This is a genomic window from Aliisedimentitalea scapharcae (genome assembly GCF_045277565.1).
Classification (GTDB): Bacteria; Pseudomonadota; Alphaproteobacteria; order Rhodobacterales; family Rhodobacteraceae; genus Aliisedimentitalea; species Aliisedimentitalea scapharcae.
The window spans coordinates 1,034,425-1,049,621 of the sequence record NZ_CP123584.1 but is presented as its reverse complement, the minus strand read 5'-3'; the positions used below and the strand labels follow the sequence as shown (position 1 = coordinate 1,049,621).

At 58.6% G+C, this 15,197-nt stretch carries 18 protein-coding genes; 8 read left to right on the top strand and 10 right to left on the bottom strand.

Annotated features, from left to right (window positions below; genetic code table 11):
• Positions 1-27: 27 nt before the first annotated feature.
• The 5 genes from QEZ52_RS04910 to plsY are packed head-to-tail and all read left to right on the top strand — an operon-like array spanning position 28 to position 3,787.
• The gene (locus tag QEZ52_RS04910; RefSeq protein ID WP_406648361.1) at positions 28-978 is read left to right on the top strand and encodes an aspartate carbamoyltransferase catalytic subunit; all 951 of its coding nucleotides are present in this window, start codon (positions 28-30) and stop codon (positions 976-978) included.
• A gap of 4 nt (positions 979-982) precedes the next feature.
• On the top strand, positions 983-1,516 hold the full coding sequence (locus QEZ52_RS04905) for a hypothetical protein (RefSeq protein ID WP_406648360.1): 534 nt from the start codon (positions 983-985) through the stop codon (positions 1,514-1,516).
• A gap of 4 nt (positions 1,517-1,520) precedes the next feature.
• Complete coding sequence (locus QEZ52_RS04900) at positions 1,521-1,904, top strand: hypothetical protein (protein WP_406648359.1); 384 nt, start codon at positions 1,521-1,523, stop codon at positions 1,902-1,904.
• Positions 1,901-3,178 (top strand): dihydroorotase, encoded by a 1,278-nt coding sequence (gene pyrC, locus QEZ52_RS04895; protein ID WP_406648358.1) that lies wholly within the window; start codon positions 1,901-1,903, stop codon positions 3,176-3,178. The genes QEZ52_RS04900 and pyrC overlap by 4 nt, the downstream gene beginning before the upstream one ends.
• 3 nt (positions 3,179-3,181) lie before the next feature.
• Positions 3,182-3,787, top strand: a complete 606-nt coding sequence (gene plsY, locus QEZ52_RS04890; protein ID WP_406648357.1) for a glycerol-3-phosphate acyltransferase — start codon at positions 3,182-3,184, stop codon at positions 3,785-3,787.
• A 21-nt stretch (positions 3,788-3,808) separates the two neighbouring features.
• Here the strand turns inward: plsY and QEZ52_RS04885 are convergent, their stop codons facing one another.
• The 5 genes from QEZ52_RS04885 to QEZ52_RS04865 all read right to left on the bottom strand — a co-directional run bounded on the left by QEZ52_RS04885 (position 3,809) and on the right by QEZ52_RS04865 (position 7,957).
• Positions 3,809-4,153, bottom strand: coding sequence for a hypothetical protein (locus tag QEZ52_RS04885; protein WP_406648355.1), 345 nt, complete (start codon positions 4,151-4,153; stop codon positions 3,809-3,811).
• A 247-nt stretch (positions 4,154-4,400) separates the two neighbouring features.
• Positions 4,401-5,771 (bottom strand): glutamate--cysteine ligase, encoded by a 1,371-nt coding sequence (locus tag QEZ52_RS04880; protein ID WP_406648354.1) that lies wholly within the window; start codon positions 5,769-5,771, stop codon positions 4,401-4,403.
• A gap of 64 nt (positions 5,772-5,835) precedes the next feature.
• Positions 5,836-6,363, bottom strand: coding sequence for a hypothetical protein (locus QEZ52_RS04875; RefSeq protein WP_406648353.1), 528 nt, complete (start codon positions 6,361-6,363; stop codon positions 5,836-5,838).
• Positions 6,360-7,235 carry a GNAT family N-acetyltransferase gene (locus QEZ52_RS04870; RefSeq protein WP_406648352.1) on the bottom strand — a complete coding sequence of 292 codons (876 nt, stop codon included), beginning with the start codon at positions 7,233-7,235 and terminating at the stop codon, positions 6,360-6,362. Before QEZ52_RS04870 ends, QEZ52_RS04875 begins: the two co-directional genes overlap by 4 nt.
• Positions 7,232-7,957: a 16S rRNA (uracil(1498)-N(3))-methyltransferase gene (locus QEZ52_RS04865; protein ID WP_406648350.1), complete on the bottom strand. Its 726-nt coding sequence runs from the start codon at positions 7,955-7,957 to the stop codon at positions 7,232-7,234. The genes QEZ52_RS04870 and QEZ52_RS04865 overlap by 4 nt, the downstream gene beginning before the upstream one ends.
• 12 nt (positions 7,958-7,969) lie before the next feature.
• On the opposite strand from QEZ52_RS04865, the gene ubiA reads away from it, so the two are divergent.
• From ubiA to QEZ52_RS04850, 3 genes are read left to right on the top strand one after another with little or no spacing between them, the layout of a single operon-like run.
• Entirely contained in the window at positions 7,970-8,947 is a 978-nt protein-coding gene (gene ubiA, locus QEZ52_RS04860) for a 4-hydroxybenzoate octaprenyltransferase (RefSeq protein ID WP_406648349.1), read from the top strand.
• A gap of 59 nt (positions 8,948-9,006) precedes the next feature.
• Positions 9,007-10,944, top strand: coding sequence for an OmpA family protein (locus QEZ52_RS04855; RefSeq protein WP_406648348.1), 1,938 nt, complete (start codon positions 9,007-9,009; stop codon positions 10,942-10,944).
• Entirely contained in the window at positions 10,931-11,245 is a 315-nt protein-coding gene (locus tag QEZ52_RS04850; RefSeq protein ID WP_406648346.1) for a hypothetical protein, read from the top strand. The genes QEZ52_RS04855 and QEZ52_RS04850 overlap by 14 nt, the downstream gene beginning before the upstream one ends.
• Before the next feature lie 329 nt (positions 11,246-11,574).
• Here QEZ52_RS04850 and QEZ52_RS04845 read toward each other — a convergent pair whose 3' ends face one another.
• From QEZ52_RS04845 to pgsA, 5 genes are all read right to left on the bottom strand, one after another.
• The gene (locus QEZ52_RS04845; RefSeq protein WP_406648344.1) at positions 11,575-12,249 is read right to left on the bottom strand and encodes a class I SAM-dependent methyltransferase; all 675 of its coding nucleotides are present in this window, start codon (positions 12,247-12,249) and stop codon (positions 11,575-11,577) included.
• A 213-nt stretch (positions 12,250-12,462) separates the two neighbouring features.
• Positions 12,463-13,290, bottom strand: a complete 828-nt coding sequence (locus tag QEZ52_RS04840) for a class I SAM-dependent methyltransferase (protein WP_406648342.1) — start codon at positions 13,288-13,290, stop codon at positions 12,463-12,465.
• 468 nt (positions 13,291-13,758) lie between these two features.
• On the bottom strand, positions 13,759-14,208 hold the full coding sequence (locus tag QEZ52_RS04835) for a molybdenum cofactor biosynthesis protein MoaE (protein WP_406648340.1): 450 nt from the start codon (positions 14,206-14,208) through the stop codon (positions 13,759-13,761).
• 5 nt (positions 14,209-14,213) lie between these two features.
• Positions 14,214-14,459 (bottom strand): molybdopterin converting factor subunit 1, encoded by a 246-nt coding sequence (gene moaD / locus QEZ52_RS04830; RefSeq protein ID WP_406650314.1) that lies wholly within the window; start codon positions 14,457-14,459, stop codon positions 14,214-14,216.
• Complete coding sequence (pgsA, locus tag QEZ52_RS04825) at positions 14,459-15,130, bottom strand: CDP-alcohol phosphatidyltransferase family protein (RefSeq protein ID WP_406648338.1); 672 nt, start codon at positions 15,128-15,130, stop codon at positions 14,459-14,461. The genes moaD and pgsA overlap by 1 nt, the downstream gene beginning before the upstream one ends.
• Positions 15,131-15,197: the final 67 nt, after the last annotated feature.

Here is a 15,197-nt window from a genome sequence, read left to right as displayed (position 1 = left end):
CCAGCATCGCGGCAGGGAGCATCCTCAATGACGTTCGGTCACAAGCACCTTCTGGGCATCGAACACCTCAAACCACATGATATCACCGCGATTCTGGATCTGGCCGATGAATACGTCGATCTGAACCGGCGTTCGGAAAAACACTCCGAAACCCTGCGTGGTCTGACCCAGATCAACATGTTCTTTGAAAACTCGACCCGCACACAGGCCTCTTTTGAATTGGCAGGCAAACGGTTGGGCGCAGACGTCATGAACATGGCCATGCAGGCCAGTTCGATCAAAAAGGGCGAAACCCTGATCGATACCGCCATGACGTTGAATGCCATGCACCCCGATTTGCTGGTGGTGCGCCACCCGCATTCCGGCGCGGTGGACCTGCTGGCGCAAAAGGTGAACTGCGCCGTGCTGAACGCCGGTGATGGACGTCACGAACACCCCACCCAGGCGCTGCTGGACGCGTTGACCATCCGCCGCGCCAAGGGCCGGTTGCACCGTCTGAACATCGCAATCTGTGGCGACATCGCCCATTCCCGCGTGGCTCGATCGAACCTGATCCTGTTGGGCAAGATGGAAAACCGTATTCGACTGATTGGCCCGCCGACGCTGATGCCGGCGCAGATCGACGCCTTTGGGGTCGAAGTTTATGATGACATGCGCGAGGGGCTACAGGACGTGGACGTCGTGATGATGCTGCGCCTTCAGAAAGAGCGGATGGACGGTGGCTTCATTCCTTCAGAACGGGAGTATTATCACCGCTATGGACTGGATGCGGATAAGCTGTCGTTGGCCAAACCCGACGCGATTGTCATGCATCCCGGACCGATGAATCGCGGCGTCGAAATCGACGGAACCATCGCAGATGACATCAACCGATCAGTCATTCAGGAACAAGTCGAAATGGGGGTCGCCGTGCGCATGGCCGCTATGGATCTTCTGGCCCGCAATCTACGCGCCCAGCGCATTTCGGCGGAGCATTGACCCGATGACCGGGACCATCACCATTCCCACCGGAGAACGGGCGATTATCCGCGTTTTCACGCTGGATATGCGCCCCGAACAGGTCAAATTCCTGTCCGAAACCGGTGCGCTCGAGCAGGTGCTGGGCATCGAAGAGATGAACCGGGACCAGATCGAAATCTTTTCCACCGACGATCTCGAAGAGTTGGGGCTGACCGGATATCTGATCGAAGGTTGCGGCCTATCGCCTGAAGAGATTGACCCACAGTCCGACGTGCTCAGCGCGATCAAAGGCGACGTCCTGCTGATCCGCAGCCGCGCCTTTGGCGGTCGCGAAACCCGCCTGAACCCGGCCGATCAGATCCAGCTGGTCGCCACGCTGTCCGAACCCAGCACCAATTGGAGCGGCACCCCCATAGAGACCGCCAGCGCCCAGCTGTATTCGGCAACAAAACAATCCCCGCGTGCCGCTCGCGCCCGTGCACGTCGGATCGGGTTCACCCTGTTTGCCGTGATGATGGCCTTGATCACCATCGTCCTCCTCTTGCTGGTGTTCTAAGACCATGAGCGAAACAAAAATCTCCCCCGATGCAACCGCCTATCTGCGTGCCCACACCTGGATGGCTGCCGTTGGCATGGCCGCCGCAATGGGGGTTCTGTGGGTCATGGACAGCCCGCACATCTGGACCGGTGCCGTAGGTGGCTTGGCTGCAATCGCCCTGCGCGGGTTCTATGCCCGCAAGGAAGAACTGGCCGCCATCTGGACCCTGACAAGCACCGCATTGGTCGGCCCCACAGGGCATTCCGTGCCTTTGGCCAGCATTTCAGGTGTCAAATCCATGGGCAGCTATGTCCAGGTCATCACGACCGACGGCCAGAAATATCTGATCAAATACCAGGCCGACCCGGCCGCCACCATTGCCGCCATCGAAAGGGCCCGCCTATGAGCACCACCCTCTTCATCAATGCCCGCCTGATCGACCCCGAAGCCGGATCCGACACCTTGGGCTGGCTGCTGGTTCGCGCCGGGTCCATTGTTGGCACCGGTTCCGCAACCCCGGCACCGGCAGCGGACGAGATCGTCGACTGCAATGGAAAATGTCTGGCCCCTGGCATCATCGACATCGGAGTCAAGGTCTGCGAACCCGGTGAGCGACACAAGGAAAGCTATAAGTCCGCAGGCCACGCCGCCGCCGCCGGAGGGGTCACCACAATGATTACCCGCCCGGACACCACGCCAACCATAGACACGCCGGAAACGCTGGAATTCGTCAACCGCCGCGCCCAGGCCGACACACCTGTCAATGTGTTGGCCATGGCCGCCCTGACCAAGGGACGCGAAGGGCGCGAGATGACGGAAATCGGCTTTCTGATGGATGCCGGTGCCGTGGCCTTTTCCGACTGTGACCATGTTGTCGCCAATACCAAGGTGTTTTCGCGTGCGTTGACCTATGCGCGCAGCCTTGGCGCATTAGTGATTGCCCATCCACAAGAGCCCGAGCTGAGCAAAGGGGCCGCCGCCACATCTGGGAAATTTGCTTCGCTGCGTGGTTTACCTGCCGTCTCGCCCATGGCAGAACGCATGGGGCTGGATCGGGATATTGCGCTGCTGGAAATGACCGGCGCGCGCTATCATGCCGACCAGATCACCACCGCCAGGGCCCTGCCCGCGCTTGAGCGTGCCAAAAACAACGGTCTGGACATCACCGCCGGAACCTCGATCCACCACCTGACCCTGAACGAGCTGGACGTGGCCGACTATCGTACCTTCTTCAAGGTCAAACCGCCCTTGCGTAGCGAAGACGATCGTCTGGCAGTGGTCGAAGCGGTGCGCACCGGCTTGATCGACACCATCAGTTCGATGCACACCCCCCAAGACGAAGAAAGCAAGCGTCTCCCATTCGAGGAAGCCGCCGCTGGTGCGGTTGCGATGGAAACTTTGTTGCCGGCCGCGTTGCGCCTGTATCACTCGGGCCACTTGGACCTGCCAACGCTGTTTCGCGCCATGTCACTGAATCCGGCCAATCGGCTGGGCCTTGCTGGTGGTCGGCTCGCTGCAGAAGCCCCGGCGGATCTGGTCCTGTTCGACCCTGACACGCCCTTTGTCATGGACCGGTTCAAACTTCGGTCGAAGTCTCAGAACACTCCGTTTGACGGCCAGCGGATGCAAGGTAGGGTGCTGGCAACCTATGTCGCCGGAACCCCCGTCTATCGGAGATAGCTGATGCCCACGCTCGAATCTGACCTGCCCATTCTGCTGCTATGGGTCCTGATCGGTTATGGTCTGGGGGCGATCCCCTTTGGTGTGGTGGTGGCCCGGTTCATGGGGCTGGGCAATCTGCGTGAAATCGGTTCGGGAAACATTGGTGCCACCAACGTGCTGCGCACAGGATCGAAACCAGCCGCGTTTCTGACCCTGGTTCTGGACGGTGGCAAAGGCGCAGCGGCCGTGCTCCTGGCCCGGGCTTTTGCGCCCGAAGACGCCGCACAACTGGCCGGGTTCGCGGCCTTTATTGGCCACTGTTATCCGGTTTGGCTGGGGTTCAAGGGCGGCAAGGGTGTCGCGACCTTTCTGGGCCTATGGTTGGCGCTGGCCTGGCCAGTTGGCGTGGCCTGCTGCCTGACGTGGTTGGTGACGGCCATCGTGACCCGCATCTCATCGCTTTCGGCACTGATTGCGGCAGCTTCATCGACCATTTGGGTTGTGTTGCTCACAAACGGGGCCGCATTGCTTCTGGGCATCCCCCTGACATTGCTGGTCTATTGGCGCCACCGCGAAAACATCAAACGAATCCGGCTCGGAACCGAACCCCGCATCGGTCAAAAATAACCCGCCCGGCGCATGGGAAGATTACGGCACCAACCGTTCCAAGGCCTGACCATTGGCCCAGGTGCCGTGCAACTGCCCACTGGGCATGACCACATAGACCACTGGATGATCGGCACCCCAGTTGATCCATACGATATCGCCATTGCGGGTTCCGGTGCCCTGATACCCCTGTCCTGCCACCTGCCAGGCGATGGTGACTGTTCCATTGATTTCCACCAATTGCGCCGACCCGGTATAGGTCGATCCATCCGGGTTGCGACCTTCGACCTGATACAGTCCGTTTACGCCCTGGGCCATACCCTGAACCGCCACCAAGGCCGCCGTTGCCAACCCCAGAAAAACCCGTCGTGCCATCCGTGCGCTCATCCCAAATCCCTTTCCCGGTTCTGACATATGAGCATGCACATCTTGCCCTGACCTGTCACCCCAGGTCGGTTCGCAAAACCCTACCTAACCCACAGAAGCGGCCATGTTTCTGCCGCTGACCGCGGTCAAAACGCCAGATCGAAATCAGGACGCTGCTTGGGAAAGCTAGATTGCAAAAACCGTTTGATCAGACCCGGCCGAGAGAGCGGAGCGGAAGGAGGCTCAAACCCCGAGCCCCCTTTGATCGTCAATAGCTATAGTCGCCATAAATCCGGCTCAGGTCGCCATTCCAATCGCCATGATACCGTTCCAAAAGCTCATCCGCAGGGACCTGCCCAGATTCCAGGCTGTCCTTGAGCGCGTTCAGGAAATGGGTTTCATCTGGAACCAGACCACCGGCACCGGGTTTTGCCCGGGCCCGCAAACCGGCATCAGAAATCGACACGACTTCGCGCGCCAGATCATGCATGTTGATGTTACCGACCTGCGCCTGCAACCCGTCTACGGATGCGGCGATGCGCAAGGCTTCGCGGGTTTCGGCATCCCAGCCTTTGACCAGATCCCAAGCCGCATCCAACGACGATTGATCATAGGTCAGACCAACCCAGAATGCAGGCAGCGCGCACAGACGCCGCCAGGGGCCACCATCAGCGCCCCGCATTTCCATGTATTTCTTGATCCGGGCTTCGGGGAAAGCCGTGGTCAAATGGTCAGCCCAATCCGACAGCGTCGGGGTTTCACCCGGCAGCGCAGGAAGTTTGCCCACCAGGAAATCACGGAACGACATGCCCAGCGCGTCAATGTATTTGCCATCGCGATAGACAAAATACATCGGCACATCGAGCGCGTATTGCACGTATGCCTCGAACCCGAACCCGTCGTCGAACACGAATGGCAACATGCCGGTGCGTGCATCGTCCAGATCGCGCCACACACGCGAACGCCAGGACTTGTGCCCGTTGGGCTTGCCCTCGAAAAACGGTGAATTGGCGAACAATGCCGTAGCAACCGGCTGTAACGCCAGCGCGACGCGCAGTTTCTGCACCATGTCGGCTTCGGAGCCAAAGTCGATGTTGACCTGAACCGTACAGGTGCGGCGCATCATCGACCGGCCCATGGTGCCGACCTTGCCCATATAGGCGTCCATCAACTTGTACCGCCCCTTGGGCATCAGCGGCATTTCTTCGTGGCTCCAGACCGGAGCAGCGCCCAGGCCGATAAAACCAACGCCGATTTCATCGGCGATATCCTTGACCTCGCGCAGGTGAACATTCACCTCGTCACAGGTTTCATGGATCGTTTCCAACGGAGCGCCCGACAGTTCCAGCGCGCCACCGGGTTCCAGCGAGACATTCGCCCCATCTTTTTCCAGGCCAATGAGTTCGCCACCTTCGCGCACCTCGGCCCAGCCATGGCGGTCCCGCAGTCCTTCGAGCACAGCCACGATGGACCGTTTGCCATGAAATGGCAGGGGCTGATGCGTGTCTTTGCAATACCCGAACTTCTCGTGCTCGGTGCCGATACGCCAATCGCCCTTGGGCTTGCAGCCCGATTCCAGGTATTCGGCCAGCTGTTCGTGCCGTTCGATCGGCCCACCGCCGGATTGAGGAATGGACATGGGGCTTGCTCCGTCCTGAGTGTTCGCTTTGGGAAATCAGTGGTGATGGGAATCAACGCCAGTGTCAATGCAACCTGTGCACCTGTGTGTGGCTTGCATGGCGCTCCCAGATCACGACCTGGTGAGAGCCAGGTTTGCGCAGCTCGGACAACATGCGTTCGGTCCTGAGCCCGGACAGGGTGGTGAACGCATCGAACAGGGCATCCACACCTTCGGCGTTAACCGGAATATGCAGGCTGGGATGCCCCGGCATATCCAGCACCCAATGTGCTGGTGTTGCGGTGTGATCCAGTCGCAGCCGTTCAAGTTCTGAAAGCGCAACGGCTCCGCCCGTCAGCGGACCAAAATAGGAAATCTGCCCTTCGTCCACCTGCACGACACCCGGTCCGCCAACCCCGATCCGAAACCGCAGACGTTGCAGGCCAATGATGGTCCCGGCGGCACCAATCGCGACCAGCACCCAGCCCAGCCACCAGATCAGCCCAGCCGTTCCAACCACCCAGGATACGCCGAGCACGCCGATGCCCACCCCAGCGATCAACTCGCGACAGCGCCAGATTGCGGCGCGGGCTTCGGGCCGAATGAAACTCATGCGGCCACCTCAGGTTTGGCGGGCAGAACAATTGGGGATGCAAAATCAACGATGCCGTAGTCTCCGATCCGTCGGAACCCGATTGCCTCATAGGCATGGGCAGCCGCGGGGGTCGCTGCAAACAGAATCGCCTCCTGCACACCCTGCTGTCGCGCTTCGTCCAGATGCAGAGCAACGGCACGGCGCGCATGACCCTGTCCGCGCAAGTGCGACGGTGTATAGACAGATCCAACCTGAACACAGGAGCCGGCCACCGCATTAAAGGCCGTCATGGCCACCGGCTGACCGCCCAGCCACAGGACACGCCCCCTGCCGTTGTCAATCAATAGTGCCAGCCGCTCATCAGAAAGCGCCCGGTTTTCCGGGGTTTCCCTTAGGCCCAGCACCTGGGCTGAATAGGTGGCGAACCAGGGCTGTAACACGGCGAGATCTGCCACCCGCATCGGGCGCAGGACCGAATCTCCGCTGGGCATCTGCAACTGTTTCAGATCCAGCAGGTAGTGCGGTTTACAATCGTCGAATACAGCAGGTTCCGCCGCTAGACCCAAAGCCTTGCGTATCTTCACAAACGGCGCATGGCACCCGTTGATCCCGCGCAGGGTCCGCCCACCTAGCGCCCGGCGTAACTCAGCCCCCTGTTGCAGGTCAAAGGACGCAATTTCGAAAACAAAATACCCATATTCCGTCAGAGCAAAAACTGCCTGAATCTGATCGCGATCCCAGCTCAACCAAACCGTATTGGCCTTTGGGTGACCCGCTGTGTTGATCCCATGATCCAACAGGTTTCCAGACAAAAACATCGACGTCGCACGGCGCGGGTTCAGAAATGCCCAGATCGCGTCTGTATCCTGGGGGCGGGCCAGTCGGATCATCCCCAGTCCCCCAGCGCCTTTTGCCAGATCGTCATCGCCGCCACGGCTGCTGTGTCAGCACGCAGGATGCGCGGACCCAGGCTGACCACATGCGAAGAGGGGAGCGCGGCCAGACGGGTACGTTCGCGATCAGAAAAGCCCCCCTCCGGGCCAATCAGAATGGCCCAGGGCAGTCCCCGTTCTGTTTGCGCCAACTGCAGGGCGGAGCCCACTTCGGCCTCGTCACAAAACATCAACTGGCGGCCTGCGGGCCATGCGTCCAACAAACGGCCCAGTTTGGTCAGCTCGGTCACTTCGGGCACATAGGTGCCGCCGCATTGTTCCGCGGCCTCGACCGCATGGGCCTGAAGCCGATCCTGACGGATGCGGTCGGAATTGGTGAATTCGGTCTGGACCGGCACAATCCGCGCCGCGCCCATTTCGGCGGCCTTTTCCACGATGAAATCAGTGCGCGCCTTTTTGATCGGGGCAAACAGCAGCCACAGATCGGGCGGCATTTGCAGCGGGCGGCTTTGATCAACACAAACCAGAACACCGCCGCGTTTCCCGGCTTCGGCCACTTCGGCCTGCCATTCGCCATCCTGCCCGTTGAACAGCGCCACCCGCGCGCCAACGGCCAACCGCATCACCCCAAACAGATAATGCGCCTGATCGCGTTCCAAAGGAACCGATTGCCCCTGACCCAGCGGGTGCTCTACATACAGTCTGACTTTTGCACTCATGAGATCTTACATATGCAAGGCGATGCACCAACACCAGATGCCCCTGACCGCAAAGATCAGGTTTCAGACGCAGTCAAAGGCAATTGGGTCGACACACGGGCCCCGGCCTGGACCCGGCCCTATTTGCGGCTCAGTCGGGCAGACCGCCCCATTGGCACCTGGCTGCTGCTGATCCCCTGCTGGTGGGGGCTGGTGCTGGCCATGCTGTGGGACCAGTCGCCGCGCTGGGAGGATCTGTGGATCGCGTTGGGCTGTGCCATGGGGGCCTGGTTGATGCGCGGCGCAGGATGCACGTGGAATGACATCACCGACCGGGATATTGACGACAAGGTCGAACGCACCCGGTCGCGCCCCATCCCATCGGGCCAGGTCAGTGTCAAACAGGCGCTGGTTTGGATGGCGATTCAGGCGCTGATTTCACTGGCTATCCTGTTGACGTTCAATCCAGCCACCATCGCTCTGGGGGTGTTGTCGCTATTGCCTGTTGCCATCTATCCCTTTGCCAAACGGTTTACTTGGTGGCCACAGGTGTTTCTGGGATTGGCGTTCAACTGGGGTGCCCTGCTGGCCTGGACGGCGCATGCGGGCGCGCTGCACTGGCCAGCCGTGTTTCTGTACCTTGCCGGGATTGCCTGGACATTGTTTTACGACACAATCTATGCCCATCAGGACACCGAAGACGATGCTCTGATCGGGGTCAAATCAACCGCTCGGCTATTCGGTTCGGATACCCCGCGATGGATGCGGCGGTTTTTGGTCGTCACGACCTGCCTTATGGGGTTTGCGGTTATCCTGGCCCTGATGCCAAATGCATCGGTTCTGGCGCTGGTCATCGCATTGTCCGGGCCCTGGGCCATGGGATGGCATTTGACCTGGCAGCTTAGGGCGCTGAACACGGACAACAATGACTCGTTGTTGCAGCTGTTCCGCGTCAATCGAGACACCGGCTTGATTCCGCTTATCTTCTTTGGTGCGGCGTTGTTCGCCTGATTGAACCCTTGCCCCTGTCTCTGTATGACAGGGGGATCACTCACGGACGACCACCGCCTATGCGCCTTTCTTACCTTTTGACCGCCGTTGTTTGCTTTGTCTTTGCTGCAGGGCTTAGCCTGGTCACCGCCAGCTTTGCGGTAACCGGAATCGAGCGCAGTTCGGAAACTGCCGTACGTCGGGTTCTGGATGAAACCGGGCATGATTGGGCCGAGGTTGCGGCCGATGGGCTGCAAGTGACCCTGTCCGGGATTGCACCCGACGAAGCCAGACGATTTACAGCCATTTCCGTGACCGGCAGCGTGGTAGATGCCGCCCGGATCATCGACGAAATGCAGATAACCCCCAGCAGTGGGCTGGCCGCTCCCGAGTTTTCGGCCGAGATCCTGCGCAATGACGCGGGTATCACGGTGATTGGTCTGATTCCCACGGCGTCGAACCGTGATCAACTCTCCAGGGATCTGGCAGAGATCGCCGGTGGCAGCAGCTTTGCCAATCTGATTGAAAACGCCTCCTATCCGGTGCCGCGCGGGTGGGAAGACGCCATCGGTTTTGCCGTAGTGGCACTGCGTGACCTGCCACGCGCCAAGATTTCGGTCGTGGCGGGACAGGTTTCGATCACCGCGATCACCAATAGTGCAGAAGAAAAGAAAGATCTGACGACCAAATTGACCCGCACAGCGCCTCCTGGCCTGCGTTTGGCGTTGGACATTGCTGCGCCGCGCCCGGTGATCACCCCATTTACGCTGCGCTATGTTCTGGACGACACAGGCGGCCAATTTGATGCCTGTTCCGCCGAAAGCAAGGTATCACGGGATCGGATCATCCAGGCTGCGAAACAGGCCAAGCTGACCGGGCCCGAAACCTGCGTGATCGGCATGGGCGTGCCCTCTCCCAAATGGGCGAACGCCGCTGAAACCAGCCTCGAGGCTTTGGCCGAACTGGGCGGTGGGTCCGTGACAATTTCCAACGCTGACATCACCCTGATTGCAACGCCCACGGTGGATGAAGCCATGTTCGAGCGTGTTGTCGGCGATCTGGAAGCTGCCCTGCCTCAAGTCTTTGCCCTGCATGCGGTGCGACCTATGCCCGCCGAGGACACCGATGATACGATCCCGGAATTCTCCGCCACTCTCAGTCCCGAAGGTCTGGTGCAATTGCGCGGACGAATTTCGGATCCGCAATTGCGGCGTATGGTTGACAGCTATGCCAAGGCGCGTTTTGGGTCCGACAATGTCTATACTGCAACCCGGATCGTCCCTGACCTGCCGTCCAATTGGCCCGTTCGCGTGCTGGCCGGTCTGGAAGCACTGTCGCATCTGGGCAATGGATTTGTCAGTGTAACGCCCGATCAGTTGACACTGCGGGGGGTGAGCCATCTTGAAGACACCAAAGGCGAAGTTTCCCGTCTTCTTTCTGACAAGCTGGGCGATGCCCAGACATTCACGCTGAACATCACCTATCGCGCACCACCCGAACCGGAAGACAAAGTGCCCGAACCCGAAGAATGCGAGCAATTGATTGCAGCCGTCCAGGCGTCGAACAAAATCGCCTTTGAACCAGGATCGGCCACGGTGGCCGGCGCGTCGGCGGGAACCATGGACCAAATTGCAGAAATCCTGCTGATCTGCGGCCCCGTGCGCATGGAAATCCAAGGACACACCGATAGCCAGGGCCGCGAGTCGATGAACCAGCAGCTTAGCCAGTCCCGGGCGCAATCTGTGTTGAACGAATTGCGTGCACGCCGTGTGCGCACTGCGTCTCTGGCCGCAGTCGGCTATGGAGAAAGCCGCCCGATTGCTTCCAATGACACCGAAGACGGGCGCGAGGCAAACCGCCGGATCGAATTCTGGTTGATCCGCCCTGATTCAACTGCCGCCGAGCAGCAAACCACGCTGGATGCAACGGCAGCCGAGACACCGATGACCACAACCCTAACCGACGAAACAGCCCCCCCCGAGGAAGCCGAACAGGAGACCAGCAATGGACAGAATTAAGTTCATCATCACGACGGCCGCCATCCTGTTCGTGGCCTTTGCCCTGGGATGGTTCGCCAATTGGCTGGTGCACCGGTTTACACGCGTGCGCCAAAGCGACGTTGCTGACCTGGACCGTATGAGCCAGGAGCTGCACGAAGCCGAAGAAACACGCGATCAGGCCATCACGTATCTGCAGCAACGCGAAGCCGAGTTGAGCAATCAACTGACCCAAACCGAAGCCGAACTGAGGGCGGCCATGGATGGGCTGCGTGACGCCCGCCAAGAGGCTGAAGAACTGCGTAGCCAACTGAACGGCTGACCCCCGAAATGCTGCCGCGTCCTGGCTCTGCATCAAAGATGCAGAATTGCGGCTGAGGGACTGGCACCGCGCCGTACGCGGCGCAGCAAACCCCATGGCCGGCCCCCTTTGGACCCGCTATTTTTTGCTCGCTGTGGTCAGGTTTCGGGCTCTTGTTGATCCGTGAACATATCCTTCTGATTCATACCAAAGAGACTGAGATTCGGGGCGTGGCCAGCAAGTAGACCACAGGGGAACCATATCGCTGCTGTCTAACCGGCCGCGCGCGCCTTGTCCGTCGACTTGTGGACAAACTGGACTTCTGAATTCGTATGGCGTTGGTGCCGTGACTAACCCGTGACTGAAAAATGGTAGGCGGCGCATGGTTGGTGCAACACGAACCGCCCATCAAGATATTCTACCGCACGATTGAAAGTGTCCGCCATCTCAGGAGCAACCGCTTCGTAGGTCTTGGCACGCGCGGGATCCGGAAGGACTATCTTTTCCAGGAAGAACTCAAATGAGGGGTATTCGCGGGTCAACACATACTCCCGCTTGTTTTCCAACGCGAACCTTTGATCACGATCCATGTGATTCAATAATTGATGCGAAATGGTACGCACAATCGTTTCATCTTCAACCAATCGGACAACATCGAACATTGTTCCATATGGATAGGGTTCTACAATGTGCAGGCGTCCGTTGGTCCCCAGAACACGTCGAAATTCGTCGAAGGCAGCGGGTTGAGCGGCAATTGGCACGTGGTGAAGCGAGAAAAACAGACACACCAGATCCTGTGACCCAAAAGTCAGAGGCAGGTTTTCAGCCGCTCCCAGCTTCACGTCTATGCTTCCGGGTAGATTTTCTTTCGCTCTCTCAACTTTTTCGGGATCAATTTCGATCGCCGTGACCTTGGCCCCTGCGGCGTCCAATTGGCGTGAATAAACACCGTCACCTGCTCCGACATCAACAACATCAAGCCCTTCAAGAGGACAGAGTGATTTCAGATGTTCGATATGAGCCATTCTCTATTTTCCAAAACGTCGGGGCGAATGTGCGGCATCAATATAGCACACCAGCCATCTCCTGTCCGCTTTAGGCGCGATCCGGTCGTTCTGTGCCTTTGCGGCGAACAGCCGGTCTGGAATGAACCGCCCTCGGCCAAAGAGCGTGTGAGCTCACACAATTGGGGCCAAACCGAGTGTTGCGCAGTCTTGCGACGAACGGCACATGGCTGATTACATTTTGCGGCATATGACCTGAATTGGGTGTGTTCTTTTTTCCTCAATATTTCGAGCTGCGTTTCTCACAATCTGAGGTGCCAGCCTGCCGAGCAGAATGTGAACGCCAAAAACCGGCGCTTCACCCTTCTCTGCCATCTCTATGGCGCGCAGGTAACCTTGCAAGTATTTCGCCCCTGTATCGCTGACTTGGATATCTGAGAACCCCGATTGTTCGAGCGCCGCAATGGTGTCCGCTGGCCGCATCAAATATGCTCCACTCCCATCTTCAGACCACGGCAACGGGTGGTGGGGATCACCGACTTTGCCTAACCCATGCTCGGTCAAAGCAAAAAATGCACCGGGCTTGAGCACTCGATACGCCTCATTGAAAAAGGCGCTGCGATCACGCACGTTCATTGTCACGTGTTGAGAGTACCCGCCGTCAAAAGAGCCATCGTCATAGGGTAGCTTTTGTCCATCACCCAGCACAATTGTAACCGCGTCTTGCATCCCGACAAGCGCGCTCAATCGATTGCCCGCATCAACGAATGGAGCGGTGATGTCCAAACCATCCACTTGGCACCCGAACCTTTGCGCCAGATATCTTGCCGGACCGCCAATTCCACAGCCAATATCCACGATCCGCTGACCGGCCTCGATCGGTAGTTCATCGGCCAGTTCGATTGTGGCCGGAAATCCACGGGCGTGAAAGTGGTCAACCGGTGCCAGTTGTTCCACCGTTACGGTTTCGGGGTCGATCCCGGCGGCATGCATGGCGTCAACAATTCGGGAATAGACGTCCCCGGTTCCCCAATGATCCGAAACGGATTTGCTGTCGTGCATGTCCTGTCCTCCTGTCTCACCAGGAAAAATAGCATACTTTTGATCGTATGTGGACAACAACGGGGATCCCGCCCTGTCTGCATCGGCAAAACAGGGCTTCTCCGCATTGTTTTCTGTGGCTGATACCCCTGGCTTCTGTTTGTCCCGTTTATGTAGGTTGGGTGCGATTGCTGGAAGGCGACAGGCGTCTTGAACGCCGCTGGGACCGCGTGCTCGCAGGCGTCTCGGCCACTGACACAATTACTGACACAATTGAGGTGGACCAACAGCACTACACGCGTCGTTTATTGGGTATGTGTCCCGCACCGAGGGAGATTCCAAGTTTCACTCTTGAGTGATCACGCGAGTACATCACGCCAAAAATGGGACCTCGATTCCCGGCGAACCTATCACCAATCCGAGGCGGAGCCCGCAGGGCGACAACGAGACAACCTGAGCGCCAAAGGCGCGCCTTTCAGGACCAGCCTGTCAGCGCGCCCATCGGTTCAATGCATCTTCATCCTCGTCTTTGGCGGCAACCCATGTGCTTTGTGTTGCAGAGAGTTCCTTCTTCCAGAAGGGAGCCCGAGACTTTAGATAATCCATTAGAAATTCGGCTGCTTCAAACGCCGCGACACGATGCCGGGCGGCTGTCGCGACCATCATGATACGTTCGCCTGGGGCCAGACGGCCGAAACGATGGATCACCAGAACATCTCCCAGGTCCCAGCGCTCTACAGCTTCATTCGCGATGGCTGCCAACGCCTTTTCGGTCATGCCCGGATAGTGTTCGATTTCCATGACCTGCAAGCGACCGGCATCGCTGTCGCGCACCACTCCGGTAAAGGTAACGATTGCGCCAATCTGTTCAGCGTTCCGAGCAAAGGCCTCGCTTTCGACACCCAGGTCAAACGGCGCTTCCTGAACCGAGATACGCATAATGGTCACCCTCCGGTCATTGGCGGAAAAAACGCAACTTCGCGTACCCCGGCCAATGGCGCGTCAAAATCGCTGAGATCCTGATCCAATGCGACACGCAAAGCAGACAAATCGGCAAAGGCTGCCTCATAGCGTTGTTCACGGCCGCGCAATTCAGTCACCAGGTCCATCACGGTCTCGGCAGATGTCTTCACCGTTTCACGCGGCAACCCAATGCGTTCGCGCACCCATGCAAAATAGAGAATGTCCATCATCGAGTCTCCTTGAGGTGCGGCATCGCCTTACGCAGATAATCCGCCCCAGTGATCAATGTAAGGGCCGCCGCAATCCACAAGAGCCACAATCCCAACCGTCCAGTCCAGATCATGCCCTCAAATTTCCAGCGCAAGCCCTGAGTGTCTTCGATCTCTCCCGCCATGATCTGATCAACGATCCCTTGATCCATGCCAAACGACGACATCACAAGATAGTGCTCAAAAATACCCTGACCAAACAGGACCGAAATGGCCGTCATCTGCGCGGTTGTCTTCCATTTGGCCAGGTTTGTCACCTTGAGCGTCCCAGCCGTATCGCCGAGGTATTCCCGCAGACCCGACACAAACACTTCGCGAAACAGGATAACCGTTGCAGGCAACACCAGCCAGGGCATCCAATGGCTGGCAGAATAGCCCACGATGACCATCAAGGCGATGACCACCATGGCCTTGTCGGCGATTGGATCCAGCATGGCACCGATCTTGGTTTCCTGCCGCCAGGCCCGCGCCAGATAGCCGTCAAAAAAGTCCGTGATAGCCGCGGACAGGAACAGCAACAGCGCCAGCCAATCCGCATGCGGGCGAGAAAAATAGAGAAACATGATAGCCACCCCGGGCGCAGCAAGCAGGCGCAGGACAGTCAGGATATTGGGCAGGTTCCATTTCATGAAGCGGACCATATATTGCGCAAGACGGGCTTGGAAGCGGGGAGCGCGGAAAATCTGCTCGTTTCAG